Genomic DNA, 14,120 nt, shown 5'->3' on the forward strand with positions numbered 1-14,120 from the left:
TATGAGACTGTCCGCACTCTCCATCGAGCGTCCGGTCCTGGCCACCGTTGCCACGCTCTTGCTGATGCTCTTTGGGATCTTGTCTTTCTCTCGGCTCCCCGTTCGCGAGTACCCCGATATTACTTTCCCTGTGGTGTCCGTACTGACGGTGTACAAGAGCGCCGACGCCCAGCTGGTGGAAACGGACATTACTTCCGTGCTTGAAGATGCCCTGAGCGGCGTCGAGGGCCTGCGAACCTTGCGTTCAAGCAGCAGAGAAGGTCTCTCCGCCATCAGCCTCGAATTCGCCTTGACCCGCAACCTGGATGCGGCGGCCAACGATGTGCGCGATCGCGTCACCAGAGTGCAATCCCTCTTGCCTCAAGCCATTGAAGCGCCACTCGTCATGAAAGAAGACAGCGAAGCCGACGGCATCATGTGGCTGGCGTTGATCAGCGACCGGCATAGCGAATTAGACATGACTGACTTCGCCCAACGGCAATTGAAGGATCGTCTAGCCCCACTGCCGGGCGTGTCGAGTGTGGTGCTCGACGGCGAGCGACGTTATGCCATGCGGATCTGGTTGGACCCGGATCGGCTTGCTTCGCGACTCCTGACGGTGCAGGACGTGGAGAATGCCCTCCTCACGCAGAACGTGTCCATACCCACAGGCCGAATTGAAAGCACCCACCGTGAGTTCAGTGTGCGGATGGGAGGAGGACTGGAGCAACCAGCACAATTCAATCGATTGATCCTGGCCTACCGTGACGGATACCCGGTCCGCCTGCAGGATATCGGAATCGCGGAAATCGCCCCGGAAGACGAGAGGAAACTGGTCCGGGTCAACGGGAAACCGGCAATTGGCCTGGGCATTATGAAGCAGTCAAAGGCCAACACGCTCGAAACCGCGCGCGCCGTCAAGCGCACCCTTCCCTCTCTGGAATCGTTATTGCCTGAGGGCATGCAACTCGTTACCGCCTTCGACAGTTCCATTTACATCGAACGGTCGCTGAAGGAGGTCTACGAGGCCGTGGGCATCTCCGTACTCTTGGTCGTCATGGTGGTGTTCATTTTTCTACGCAGCGCCAAAGCGACACTGATTCCGACTGTGGCCATCCCGGGGTCGATCCTGGGCACCTTCGTATTGATGCACGTGACCGGTAGTTCGATCAACACCATCACCTTGTTAGGATTCGTGTTGGCGATCGGCCTGGTCGTGGACGATGCGATCGTCGTGGTGGAAAATGTCTACCGGCGCATCGAACAAGGCATGAGTCCGACGCAGGCCGCGCTCACAGGGAGCCGTGAAATCGGGTTCGCTGTCATTTCGACGACGTTGACACTCGCCGCCGTCTTCCTCCCGATCATATTCCTTCCCGGCATCGTGGGCCGCCTCTTCTCTGAATTAGGAATCGCCGTCGCGGGTTCGGTGCTCCTCTCTGGGTTCATCGCCTTAACTCTCACGCCGGCAATGTGTGCCCGCCTCTTAGGTTCGGCGGCCACCGCCGGATCGTCCACGCAGGGCTCAGCACTGGATGCCTCCGCCTGGTTGCAATGGCTTACCCGACGTTATCGGGCGACCTTGGAGATGACGCTGCGACGACCGCTGCTGACCATGCTCGCGGCTTTGCTCTCCCTTGCCGTCAGCGGTCTGCTGTTCTGGACGCTGTCCAGCGAACTGGCTCCCCTTGAAGATACCGGCTGGTTCGCAATTCACGTGAACGCGCCCGAAGGGGCGACCCTCGACTACACGGACCGGTATGCCAAGGACAGCGAGCAGCAGGCCGCGAACATTCCTGAAATGGATTCCTATTACACGGTCGTTGCGCGAGGGTTCCGCCCCACATTAGTCAATCGTGCCGTCACATGGGTGACATTGAAGGATTGGTCCGACCGCGACCGTGCGCAACGGGAAATCGTCAACGACGTCGAACCGGCGCTCTCAGCTATTCCGGGCGCCACGGTCTTCGCACTCAACCCGCCGCCCTTCAACCAGGAGGATAGTAAAACCCCGGTGCAGATCGTCGTGCGAGGCCCGACCTACGACGTCTTAGACGAGATCGTGGCGAAAGTCCGCCATGACGCAACGGGACACCCTTCATTGATCAACGTTGACAGTGACCTGGACATGAACAAACCCGGGCTGCGTGTGGAGATCAACCGCGACAAGGCTGCCGACCTCGGGATTCCAATCGAAACGATCGGCCGTACCTTGGAGGTATTTTTGGGTGGGCGGAAATCGTCCACATTCATGCGCGAGGGGAAGGAGTATCCGGTCATTATGCAAACGCGGCCCCTGCACCGCGGCACGAAATCGGATATCGACCATCTTCACGTTCGCGGAAGCCGGGGCGATCTCATCCCGCTCAGCAATCTGGTCACGCTGAGCGAGACGGTCGCGCCGAAACAACTGAATCATTATGAAAAACTGAGAGCCGTCACGATCAGCGCGGGAGTCGGGTCCGGATCTACGCTGAGTCAATCGATCGACGCACTCGAGACTATGATCCGGAAACACCTGCCGGCAGGGGCCAGTGTCAGTTATGCGGGAGAAACCAAAGAGTTCAAGGAATCATCCGGGAATCTTCACTTCATCGTCGTCCTGGCCCTGCTGGTGGTCTATCTCATTTTGGCGGCACAGTTCGAAAGCTTCCGCCATCCGGTCACGGTGTTGTTGTCGGTTCCGCCGGCCATGGCCGGCGCCTTGTTGGCGCTCTCGCTGTTTCGTGGCACCCTGAACATCTACAGCGAAATTGGATTGATGATCCTGATCGGACTCGTCACGAAGAATGCCATTCTCATCGTCGAGTTTGCCAATCAGCTTCGGCACGACGGCCGCTCGCTCCACCTCGCCATTGTCGAAGCGTCGGTCCTGCGTCTGCGCCCCATCATTATGACCACCATGGCCACGATTCTGGCTGCGCTTCCCCTGGCCTTGGCTTCCGGTGCCGGCGCGGCGGGCCGTTGGCACATCGGCCTTGTCGTCATCACCGGTCTCGCCCTATCAACACTCCTCACCCTGTTTTTGGTACCGGTGATGTATACGATGTTTGCGGAGGTGCGTCATCGAGAGCGTGCGCAGCAGGAGACGCAATCAGGCCGTTCGCCCGTCGTGGCGCTTAAGCCGACGCAGTCCTAATCGTTGGAAGGACTCCACGATCCGTGTCTCTATCTATGTGCGATCGAGTGTTCGCCTGCTTGCCATGGTCTTGTCGCGTCCTCGTAAAACACCAACTCGTTTGATGTAATCCACGATCTCTGCTGCCAACTCAGATGGATCTTTGGTGCTGGAATCAACTTCCACATCATAGATGATGCCCTGATGAACCCGATTGAACTGAGCGGCCGCTTCCCCGATCGTTCGATCCTGCCGTTGACGTTCCCTCCGATTCAGCTCATCCAACGAACAGTGAACCCCCACCAAGAGCAGGCTACATGCCTGGACCCTCTCTAGCAAATCGATCGCGTGTTCGGCTCGATCCATCGCATTGTCGATCACCAGAAAATTGCCCATCTCGACCAAGCGAGCGACGCAGGCATGAAAGGACCGCACCAACTGAGGATAGTTGAGGTCAGCGATATCCTCTCCATGCGTCATGCGGTAAAGGGCACTTGGAGGCACGGTGTACAAAATGCTGTCGATTGAGAAGTTCAAATAGACTGTCGGGAGCAATTGTTCCTGAAGTTGCTTGGCGATGGCAGTTTTCCCGGCGCTTGATGTGCCATTCAGGCAAATGATTTGTGGGGTTATCATGTCATGCCTTTCGCGCGAATGCCGATCCATATCACCTTCTCGTAGGGACATGATGGCTGGAGAAAGACAGGGGCGTTCTCTGCCCTCCACGTCCGGCTGCTTCGTCATTGACCGACTATATCATGGGTCGCGCGGGCAGGAAGGTTGAAACCTACACGCGTGCGCGACCATCGCATTCGTCGTTCGGCAACGTGTTGAGGCTATGACCCAGGATCGCAACAAAGATCTCATTCGCCGGTGGATTGCCTTCGCGAACTCTGGCTTTGCAGGAAATCTTGACGAGTTTATCGCTCCTGACTATGTCGGTCATGTGGGTGGGAGCACAATGGATCGACTGGAATTGGACCGATCAGAACGAGAGTTTCGTCGTGCCTTTCCGGACACTCACCACTCCATCGATGATCTGATTGCAGAAGATGACCGAGTAGTCCTGCGGTCGACCGCACGAGCCACACATCATGGAGAGTTCCAAGGTCTGGCGCCCGCAGATCGGAAAGTAGAATTTACCGCGATAGTCGTTTACCGAATTGAGTGCACGACCATTGCAGAATCATGGGGAGAAATAGATTTCCCCAGGCTTATGAGACAACTCCGATCCGCCCCATCGACCGGGAGGCGAACGAGTGACCAAGCGACCACTCGTCCAGCTTCGCATGCCATGGCGTATCCCAGTTTCAGCGAACCGAAGGCAGCCTGCCCGCTTCAGGTAACGGACCTCGGTCCTGTGCCCACTGCATTGGAGTCTCCACTCGGGCCTCTTCACCTCGTTGTTCGAGAGGAGGCTTCACGTCCTCGTGCTTGGATTCACCCGTCGCATCCCAGGCGTCCTGCAAGTCTCGCCAAATGTACACCATCAGTTTTTCCATGGGCGTCGGTCCCTTCGGTGCATCCACGGCGTAGCGTGTTGGGCATCTAGCAGGCCAACGAAGCCCACCGATTCTCCTCCTGGTTCCAGCACCTGCGCTGCCAACAAGGCCAAGACACCGCCGGTCGATCAACCTCTCACGTGATAGATGAGCTATGCGTTCACGGGGACGCCCCCGTTTATGAAGATGAGAGCCAAACGGAAGGAGCCGTTGGCAGCTTCTGGCGCTCACTTCGAGGACGAGGATCGATCGATGCAGCCTCGCCCCGTCAAGCGCCGGCCTACCCTGAGTCGGCCTGTTTGCGCTGTTGCGCGGCCAGCCATCGGCCCAGCCAGGCCCACAGAACCATGAGAGGGACCAGGACCCAGGCGATCTGTACCGTCGTCACGCTGAGCGCCTTGAGGCCAGAGATTACCCAACCGGTCGAGGCATCACCGGCGCGAGAAATCGCCGTATCGATAAAATTTTTCGCCTTATATTTCTCCTCGCGGCTGACCACCGTGAACAGCACCTCACGCGCCGGTTTCGAAAGCGCATATTCCCCTACTCGACGCAGCACGGAAAAGCTGACGTACACGACCAATCCCGGCCAGAGCGCAATGCCCAGAAACCCGAGGAGACTCACCGCCGGCAGAAACAGTAAGGCCGCCGCCAGCCCGAACCTGGCCACCACGCGGTTGGTGAGCAGTAGCTGCGTCAGCCAGGTGAGGATGTTGGTGGCAAAGTCCAGCATGGAGAACAGGCGCGTGCGGGCTTCCGGCGTGTCGAACTGTTGAGCCACCAGACGCACCTGTTCGAAATATAAGAAGGTGGCCGTCATGGTCAAAAAGGTCAGGTAGCCACAGATACCGAGTAGATACGGCGACGACCACACGAGGCGAACGCCGGCCAGAAAGCCTCCACCCAATGGTTCCCCGCTGTTCTCGTGATGGGACCGTGACCGGCTGCGGCTCCACATCTCCAGTTGGTAGATGCAGCCGATGCAGGCCACAAGGAAGGCAGCCGATACCAGCATCAACACCGGAACCGGGAACACATAGGTCAGTCCGGTCGTGATAAGCGGTCCGAACAAGGCGCCGGTGCTGCCGCCTGCCGCAATCATTCCAAAGAGGCGCGCCCCCTGCGCCGGCGTAAACAGATCGGCCATGAAACTCCAGAACACCGAGACGACGAACAGGTTGAATACCGAGAGCCAGACAAAAAACCCGCGCGCGACCCATTCGATGTACACACCGCTCGTCATCAAAAAATACAGGCCGATCAGATTGGCAATAAAGAACAGATAGACGGCGAGCAGCAACCGATAGCGGGAATACCTCGCCGATAACCAGCCGAACAGCGGCGTGACAGCCAGCAAGGTGACAAACGTGCCCGTCATCATCCAGGGAAGATTGTGGACCCCGCCCTGGATCGCCATTTCATCGCGCACGGGGCGAAGAATGTAGTAGCCGCAGAGGAGACAGAAAAAATATCCGAACGACCAGGCCAACGGCCGCACTTCTTGCGGCTCAGCCTGCACAAAGCGGAGCACTGACCAATGCGATCTCTCCATGAGACTCCAACTGTGTGTCAGTGTACCAGGCCGATGACCACCGGCACGAAGAAAATTTGTTAGAATGGGGCCCGCGGCTGGTCGTGAATCATTCGGCCCTTCTTGTTGAACACAGGCCCATCCATGATCGATCTCCGGAGCGATACGGTCACCAAACCCTCCCCCGCCATGCGCGAAGCCATGGCCCGCGCCGAAGTGGGTGATGACATCTATGGGGAAGACCCCACGGTCAACCGTCTCCAGGAGGTCGGCGCCGCCCTCGTGGGAAAACGCGCCGCACTCTTTGTGCCCTCGGGCACCCTTGGCAACCAATTGTCTCTGCGCGCGCAGGCTCAACCAGGACATGAAGTGATTGTTGAAGGTCAGTCGCATATCATTCGGTATGAGCAGGGCGCAGCGGCCGCATTGGCCGGAGTGCAACTCCATTGGGTGACCGGCAAGCAGGGGCTCATGACAGCGGAACAGGTGCAAGCCGCTATTCGTCCGAAGGATCCCTACAGTATCCAGAGTGCGCTGATTTGTATTGAGAACACGCACAATGCCGGAGGTGGCAGGGTCTACCCGCTCTCAACCATTCACGCCATTCGCGCCGTCGCCACCGCGCATGGCTTGCCCATGCACCTCGACGGCGCCCGCCTCTTCAACGCAGTCGTGGCATCGGGAGTGTCAGCCGCGGAATACGCGCGGCATTTCGACACGGTCACCTTCTGCCTCTCCAAGGGACTGGGAGCGCCGGCGGGCTCGTTGATTGCGACCGATGATCCCGGCTTGCTGGAGCGACTCCGCCGTTTTCGCCGCATGTACGGAGGCGCCATGCGCCAGTCCGGCATTCTCGCGGCGGCGGGCCTCTACGCCTTGGAACATCACATTCAACGCCTCAGTGACGACCATGCACACGCCAAGCGTCTCGCTGCCCGACTCCAACAGATTCCGGCCGTCACCATCGATCCAACCCTGGTCGAGACGAACATTCTGTTCTTCGACGTACACAGCCCGAAATTTTCCACACCGGCTTTCGTGGCCGCTCTCAAGCAGGAAGGCGTGCTGATCAACGCCGTCGGCGGATTCACGTGTCGCGCAGTGACCCATCTCGACGTATCGTCCGAGGCCATCGAGCAGGCCGCCGACCATATCGCGCGCGTGCTCAACCCATAGGCCCGGCGCCTCACATTGACAGGCTGTGTTCCCCCTCCTACAATGCCCACCAGCCGATTCGAGCAGAGAGGAATGCGTGTCGTTTCAGGCAGTGTCGTTTCAACAGATCAGTCGCATTCTTGACGTGACGGATGCCCTAGGACTCAATCGCGAGTGGGTGGAAATTCCCCTCTCGCCGGAACATCCCGGCATCGTCCGCAAACTCCCTAATGGAAAGCTTGAGATTGTCGTCGATGCCGACCAGCCGTTCGACACCTGGCTCGGCACGCTTGAGCAACAGATACGCCGTGTGCAGGCCGCCTGACCACGTTCAAGGATAGATATGGAATCACCCCTTGCAGCCTCTTCACCGCAGTCTTCCTCGGCACTCCCTTCGTCAGAGGAACTGAAGGCCGAGTTACTGGATATTCCCGAACCGCCTGAGATGCCTCCGGCAGTGACGCCGCCCGGTTACGACGAAGCCCTCGCTGGCGCCGTCAAGTACGTGCGGGCCAAACGCGGCGGCGATCTGGTCGGCATCATCCTCGTCGGGACCGGCGCACGGCGCGCCGTGACCGCGCACAGCGATATCGATCTCATTGTTTTGGTCAAAGGCCCGACCGATGGACAGGAAATGATTCGCGTGGGAGACCGGCTTGTCGATCTCCGCTACGGGGAATACAAGACCGTCTCCGAGGATCTGGCCTATTCTCCTCGTCTCGCGCCCCTGCTTCGCAAAGGACGGGTTCTCTATGACCATGAAGACATCGCCGCGCAACTCATCGCTAAAGCTGCGCAACGTTTTCGCCAGGGTCCGCCTGCGGCCACGATGCACGAACGCATCCGCCTGAAGGCGGAGTGCCTGCATTGGCTCGGAAAAGTCGAGGACTTGCGCGACAAGCCCAACACCGCGCAATACCTGCTGCACCTCTTTTTCGAGGAGTGCGTAGCCGCATTCTTTCGAACCCGTGGACTCTGGTTCACCGCGCCGGTAGACACCCTCCGGTTCCTGGCTTCCCGTGACCCGGCACTCGGGGAATTAGCCGGCCAGTTCCTGAGCGCGGCTACCCTTCACGACCGGCTGATGGCCGGCCGACGGTTTGCCGAGACCCTGTTCCGCGATATCCCCCTTCCGCCCCGGGTGGATTAACAGGGCTCCGTCATCCCGTTCAAAGGTGGCATTCGTGTGCACGGAGCCCCGACCGTAATCGCATCGGGACTTCACCGAACCAATGGAGCGGCGCGTTGTCCAGAACCTGCGCCGCGCAAGTCATCGTTTACCGGTCTTCATCAGAGAGGTGATCTATGGAACTTGGATTCGTCGGACTCGGCAAGATGGGCATGAATATGGTGACGCGCCTGCAGCAGGGCCGGCACCGCGTCGTGGTCTACGATCGTTCACCAGATGTCGTCAAGCAGGCCGAGAGCAAGGGTTGTATGGGCGCCGCCTCCTTGAGCGACCTTGTCTCGAAACTCGCCGCCCCTCGCGCGGTGTGGGTCATGGTTCCCTCGGGAGCGCCGACTGAAGAAACGATTCAAGCCATCAGCGCGCTGCTGCAGCCAGGCGACACGATTATCGACGGCGGCAACACCCGCTTCCACGACGATACTCGCCGCGCCGCCGAATTACAGAAGAAAGGCATCCACTATATCGACGTCGGCACCAGCGGCGGCATTTGGGGGCTGACGGTTGGGTACTGCCTGATGGTCGGCGGCGAGACCGAACCGGTTCAGCGCCTGACCCCCGTCTTCACGACGCTGGCTCCCGAACAGGGGTGGGCTCATATGGGCGGGCACGGCGCCGGCCACTACGTCAAGATGGTTCACAACGGCATTGAATACAGCATGATGCAAGGGTACGCCGAGGGGTTTGAGCTCATGGCGAAAAGCGAGTATCGCCTCGATCTGGGGAAGATCGCCGATGTGTGGATGCATGGCAGCGTGATCCGCTCCTGGCTGCTGGAATTGGCGGTCGGCGCGTTGAAGCAGGATCCCAAGCTCGAAAAACTCAAAGGGTATGTGCAGGATTCCGGCGAGGGCCGCTGGATGATACAAGATGCGATCGATAAGGATGTGCCCGTGCCGACTCTTACGGCGGCGCTGTTCACCCGCTTCCGGTCGCGGCAGGAAGAATCGTTTGCGGAAAAAATGCTGGCCGCATTGCGCAACGCCTTCGGCGGACATAGCGTCCGGCGCTGAGCTTCAACCCAACGGACACCAACACCATGCCTTCGCCAACAACGCCAGTCGATATCAAGCCTGTTCCTGAAACCGTCACCCCGGTCGAGGCCTGTACCCTCGTCATTTTCGGCGGCTCCGGCGATCTCGCGCGCCGCCGCCTCATCCCGGCAGTCTATAACCTCCTGCTGGACGGGCTCCTGCCGGCCAAATACGCCGTGATCGGCCTGGGACGCAAGCCGATGACTGATGACGAATTTCGCAATCTGGTCAAAGAAGGGATCGTCAAACACTCGCGACAGGCCCTGGTGGAGGACACCTGGTCCACCTTCCAGTCTCATCTCTTTTATATCCAGGGAGAGAATGAGGATGCACAGACCTACGCCACGCTCCGCGCCAAAGCGGAGGCCGTGGAGCAAGCGATGCAGTTGCCCGGCAACCGCATTTTTTATCTGAGTATTCCACCCAGCTCCTTCGCCTCGGTGTGTGAAGGATTGGCCCAGGCCGGCCTGGCCGCCTCAGCGGCCTCCGCCTCGCCCTACTCGCGGATTATCGTCGAAAAGCCGGTCGGGCGTGACCTGGCCTCCGCGCGACAAATCAATGAAGTGACGGGAAAAGTGTTCGATGAATCTCAGATTTTCAGGATCGACCACTATCTGGGGAAGGAGACGGTCCAGAATCTCATGGTGGTCCGGTTCGCGAATAGCATTTTCGAACCGATTTGGAACCACAAATATATCGATCACGTCCAAATCACCGTCAGCGAATCGGAAGGCGTGGGGACCAGAGCCAGCTACTACGAAGAGGCCGGCGCGCTGCGGGACATGATTCAGAATCACTTACTGCAGCTGCTCTGTCTTGTGGCCATGGAGCCGCCCTATTCGCTCGACCCGAACGTGGTGCGCAACGCCAAGATGGAGGTGCTGCGCTGTCTCCGGCCCATCGTCGGCAAGGATGTGGAGCAGTATACGGTGCGGGCGCAATACGCCGAGGGTGTCGCGCATGACCAGCCGATTCCAGGATATCGACGGGAGAAAGGCGTCAGCTCGACCTCCACCACGGAAACATTTGTCGCGGTCAAAGCGTTCGTCGAAAACTGGCGTTGGGCCGGCGTGCCGTTTTATCTTCGCACCGGGAAAGCCCTTCCGAAGCGGGCGAGTGAAATCGCCGTGCAATTCAAAGACATTCCGCAGATTCTTTTCAATGCCAACCCCGCCAATCCTCAACCGGCCAACGTCTTGACCTTGCGCATTCAGCCGGACGAAGGCCTCTCCCTGCGCATCATCTCGCGAGTCCCCGGCACACGGGCGCAGACGCATCCCGTGGAGATGGATTTTCAGTATAGCGACGTGTTCGGATGCCCCTCCCCGGAAGCCTATGAACGGTTGCTGCTGGACGTGATGGCGGGTGACGCCTCGCGTTTCATGCGGCGAGACGCGGTGGAGGCTTCATGGGACTGGGTGACCAAGATTCTCGAAGGCTGGACGCAGCAGAAGCTGCGCTGGTTGCCCGAGTACCAGGCCGGAACCTGGGGGCCGGTGGAGGCCGAACGGATGATTCAACACGACGGGCGGACCTGGAGGATCCTGTAGCCTGAGACAACAATACGGCCACCGGCGACATTCGCCGTGGCGAAATCCAGCACGATCACTGCTGAGCGCTGACTGATGCATGCAATTGTTTTCGGATTTCCTCCTTCTTCCCGATCCCGCCGATAAACCGCACGAATGCTCCGTGCTCAAATAGCGCCAGGGCCGGTAAGGACCTGATTTCGAGTTCGGCAGGAATCTGGAAGTTTTCTTGGACGTTCATTTTCACAATCTTCACCGCTGTTCCCATCTCATCCTGTAGCTGCTCGAGTTGCGTAAGAAGCGCCACACAATGTCCGCATCCAGGCTGCCAGAACTCCACGAGCACCGGGATGGAGACCTGCTCCACTGTGCGCGCGAAATCGTGATCCGTCACCTCCTCGATCATGAACCCGCCGCATCCGAAGGCGCCCCATCTGAGATGGCGTGACCCGCGGCGAAGATCTGCTCATACACCAGCCGGCCGAATACGCGGTAGCCGCTGCTGGTCAAATGCAGCCCGTCATTCGAGTACGGCTGCGCCAGCATCAGAGACGCCGGTTCAGCTGTCGCCATGAACAAGTCGACCCACTGAAGGCCCTTTCTTTCCGCGTAGTCTGCGATCATGGCATTCAATTGCTGCCGCCGCTGAATATGCTGCGCCACCCACGAGGCGGCATCGGCATTCTCCCCGCCCAGCTCAACCCGGATGGATGGGACAGTCACGGGAACCGGTACGATCGACGAGGCTCTCGCCAATTCATACAGCTTGGTGAGATTGCGCATGATCTCCGCGGGATCGGCGTTCCATCCCAGATCATTCGTGCCTCCCAGAATGATCACCATCTGAGGACGGCGTTCGAGGACCGCCGTGCGGAAACGCAGCACCATTTCGCCGGTCACTTCACCGCAGATTCCGCTGACCTCGACCCGGCCTTGCTTGCCGAGATATTCCTGCAAGATGTGACCATATGGCGTGTCTTCACCGGAGGGATGCGCCGGACCGGGCGTTTGATACCCGGCCGTGAGGCTATCACCGAAACAAAGAATGAGCGGGGATGGAGCCGGACTAGTCACGGAGGAATTCTACTGTCTCGTCCTGGCCGGCGCAATGGCGGCGGACCGGCCTTGTCCGGGAATCGCGACGGGCTCCTGCGCAGGAAGTCGTGCGCAGACCGGCTATTTTCTTGACGAATAGTGAGCCTCACGGTACGACTGACCGTATGGAACCTACGGTACCGCCCGGAGACGGCATTCCGCTGACTCCCTTCGTGAAAGCAGGCGCCGACCCGCAAGTCGCTGCCATCAAGCAGTTGTTGAAGCTGCTCGATAAGGCGGCCAAATCGGCTCGTACGTATGGCACGAACAACCCGGTGGCGCAGCGATTCTTCCAACAATTTTATGATGACCTGACCAACCATCTGGCGCAGCACACCCGCCTCACCCTGCTGGTGCAGCGCAACCAGCTGTTCTTCCAAGACGAAGTGGTCTACGAACCGGAGCGCGATGCCACCGGAGATAGCTTCGCCTTCAAAATGTATTCGGACGGGATCCGTGAGCTGAGCTTCCACCAGGGACTCTCCCGCGAAGACCTCGCCTTTTTTCTAGAGGCGCTTTGGGGCATGCCGGCCGACGAGAGCACATCGGCCGACGGCGCCGTCGAGCATGAAGAAGACGACGATATCGTGACGCGATTGTGGGCGAAAAACCTTGAGACCATTACCCTGGTGACCGCGGAAGAACTTGTCCGGGCATCCGGGTTCGGACTCGACGAACTCGAACTTCAGACCCAGGGCTACATGAGTATGCCCGTCGGCTCATTGCGCGAACTACTCGATCGCGAGCGCGCAACGAAGGCCGCTGAAAAGGAAGGCGCCGGCGGCACCGCCGAACCGGCGAGTGGGAATGCCACCAGCGGCACCGCCAACCGCAACCGTCGCTTCCAGACCAATGTCGTCGGTTATGATGTCTCGGACGAAGAGCACGAGGCGTTGACTCAAGAAATCCAGCGCGAAACCGCTCGCGATGCCACGGCGTACATCCTCGATATCCTCTCGGCTGTGCTGGCTTCCGAACCGTCCCCTGTGCTCCTGACCAAACTCTTCGACGTCTGGGATCACGTGTTGGAGGCGCTGATTCGGGCAGGACAATGGACGTTGATCGAAACCGTGCTGACGATGTTGCAGGAAGCGGAGACGGTCCGGCCTGATCTTTCGGAAAGCCACAAACAACAGGTCGCCGCATTATTCGATGGCTTGGGTCGCCCTGAGCGATTGAAAGCCATTGGTGTCTACCTGAACCGCAACCCCCAGGCCAACACGGAAGGGCTGATCACCCTCCTGCTCATGATGAAACCCGCTGTGATCCCGGGACTCTGCTCAGTGCTGGCAACCCTTGATACGCCGGCACATCAGGCCGTCGTCATGGAGACCCTGCAATCGCTCGCGCGGGATCATGCCGAACCGATCATCCGCGGCCTGACCGATAAACGGCCGACCTTCGTAAGGAATCTCCTGACCCTCATCTCCCGATGGAATGATGCCCGTTTTGCCGACAGCGTGGAGAAAGCGCTGCGCCATCCCGAAGCCACCGTGCGTCGCGACGCCTTGCGAATTCTGTCGGCCCTTCGCCCCTCCGGCAGCGGTGTGAAGCTGGTCGGGGTCTTAAGCGACAGCGATGAAACCGTTCGCCTCACGGCGATGAAAGTACTCACCGGCGGCCAATATACGGCCGCCTTTTCAGCGTGGGCCCCCTTCGTTACGGCCGATGACTTCTACGACCGTTCGCCGGCGGAAAAACGCGCGATCTATCAGGCCATCAAACACACGACCGCGGATGAAGCCGTGCCCTACTGGCAAGGACTGTTGACGGAATGGTCCTGGACCAATCGAAAAAAGAAAGAGGAGCTTGCGTTATTGGCGGCAGAAATCCTCGGCAAATTGGCCACCCCTGCGGCAATGGCCGCCCTTGAGCTCGGACAAAAAAAGGGTGGCACCGCCATCCGGCAAGCCTGCAGCGCGGCCCTCTCCTTCGCAAACCGCCAACAGCGGCATACCATTCCCAGCGCAGCCAACTCCTAATTGCGAGGA

12 protein-coding genes are annotated in these 14,120 nt (G+C 59.3%); 8 read left to right on the forward strand and 4 right to left on the reverse strand.

The window, feature by feature from the left end; translation table 11 throughout:
* The first annotated feature begins 1 nt into the window (after window position 1).
* Complete coding sequence (locus GDA65_12720) at window positions 2-3,118, forward strand: MMPL family transporter (GenBank protein MBA5863556.1); 3,117 nt, start codon at window positions 2-4, stop codon at window positions 3,116-3,118.
* A 33-nt stretch (window positions 3,119-3,151) separates the two neighbouring features.
* On the opposite strand, the gene GDA65_12725 is transcribed toward GDA65_12720, so the two are convergent.
* Window positions 3,152-3,841, reverse strand: a complete 690-nt coding sequence (locus GDA65_12725) for a chloramphenicol phosphotransferase (protein MBA5863557.1) — start codon at window positions 3,839-3,841, stop codon at window positions 3,152-3,154.
* 94 nt (window positions 3,842-3,935) lie between these two features.
* On the opposite strand from GDA65_12725, the gene GDA65_12730 reads away from it, so the two are divergent.
* A complete protein-coding gene (locus tag GDA65_12730) occupies window positions 3,936-4,649 on the forward strand; it encodes a hypothetical protein (GenBank protein MBA5863558.1) in 714 nt (237 codons plus the stop codon).
* 230 nt (window positions 4,650-4,879) lie between these two features.
* Here GDA65_12730 and GDA65_12735 read toward each other — a convergent pair whose 3' ends face one another.
* Window positions 4,880-6,151, reverse strand: a complete 1,272-nt coding sequence (locus tag GDA65_12735; protein ID MBA5863559.1) for an MFS transporter — start codon at window positions 6,149-6,151, stop codon at window positions 4,880-4,882.
* Window positions 6,152-6,274: 123 nt separating this feature from the next.
* On the opposite strand from GDA65_12735, the gene GDA65_12740 reads away from it, so the two are divergent.
* The 5 genes from GDA65_12740 (at window position 6,275) to zwf (ending at window position 11,055) form a co-directional block, all read left to right on the forward strand.
* Complete coding sequence (locus GDA65_12740; GenBank protein ID MBA5863560.1) at window positions 6,275-7,306, forward strand: aminotransferase class I/II-fold pyridoxal phosphate-dependent enzyme; 1,032 nt, start codon at window positions 6,275-6,277, stop codon at window positions 7,304-7,306.
* A gap of 76 nt (window positions 7,307-7,382) precedes the next feature.
* Window positions 7,383-7,610, forward strand: a complete 228-nt coding sequence (locus GDA65_12745) for a hypothetical protein (protein ID MBA5863561.1) — start codon at window positions 7,383-7,385, stop codon at window positions 7,608-7,610.
* A gap of 18 nt (window positions 7,611-7,628) precedes the next feature.
* A complete protein-coding gene (locus tag GDA65_12750; protein ID MBA5863562.1) occupies window positions 7,629-8,435 on the forward strand; it encodes a hypothetical protein in 807 nt (268 codons plus the stop codon).
* A gap of 155 nt (window positions 8,436-8,590) precedes the next feature.
* Entirely contained in the window at window positions 8,591-9,484 is an 894-nt protein-coding gene (gene gnd, locus GDA65_12755) for a decarboxylating 6-phosphogluconate dehydrogenase (GenBank protein MBA5863563.1), read from the forward strand.
* Window positions 9,485-9,510: 26 nt separating this feature from the next.
* Window positions 9,511-11,055: a glucose-6-phosphate dehydrogenase gene (gene zwf, locus GDA65_12760; GenBank protein MBA5863564.1), complete on the forward strand. Its 1,545-nt coding sequence runs from the start codon at window positions 9,511-9,513 to the stop codon at window positions 11,053-11,055.
* Window positions 11,056-11,110: 55 nt separating this feature from the next.
* On the opposite strand, the gene GDA65_12765 is transcribed toward zwf, so the two are convergent.
* Together GDA65_12765 and GDA65_12770 are read right to left on the reverse strand one after the other, a co-directional pair.
* Window positions 11,111-11,440, reverse strand: coding sequence for a thioredoxin (locus GDA65_12765; GenBank protein MBA5863565.1), 330 nt, complete (start codon window positions 11,438-11,440; stop codon window positions 11,111-11,113).
* Entirely contained in the window at window positions 11,437-12,108 is a 672-nt protein-coding gene (locus GDA65_12770; GenBank protein ID MBA5863566.1) for a hypothetical protein, read from the reverse strand. The genes GDA65_12765 and GDA65_12770 overlap by 4 nt, the downstream gene beginning before the upstream one ends.
* Before the next feature lie 146 nt (window positions 12,109-12,254).
* Here GDA65_12770 and GDA65_12775 point away from each other — a divergent pair, with 146 nt between their 5' ends.
* Window positions 12,255-14,111: a hypothetical protein gene (locus GDA65_12775; protein ID MBA5863567.1), complete on the forward strand. Its 1,857-nt coding sequence runs from the start codon at window positions 12,255-12,257 to the stop codon at window positions 14,109-14,111.
* Window positions 14,112-14,120: the final 9 nt, after the last annotated feature.

The sequence above is a fragment of the Nitrospira sp. CR1.1 genome (assembly GCA_014055465.1).
GTDB lineage: Bacteria > Nitrospirota > Nitrospiria > Nitrospirales > Nitrospiraceae > Nitrospira_A.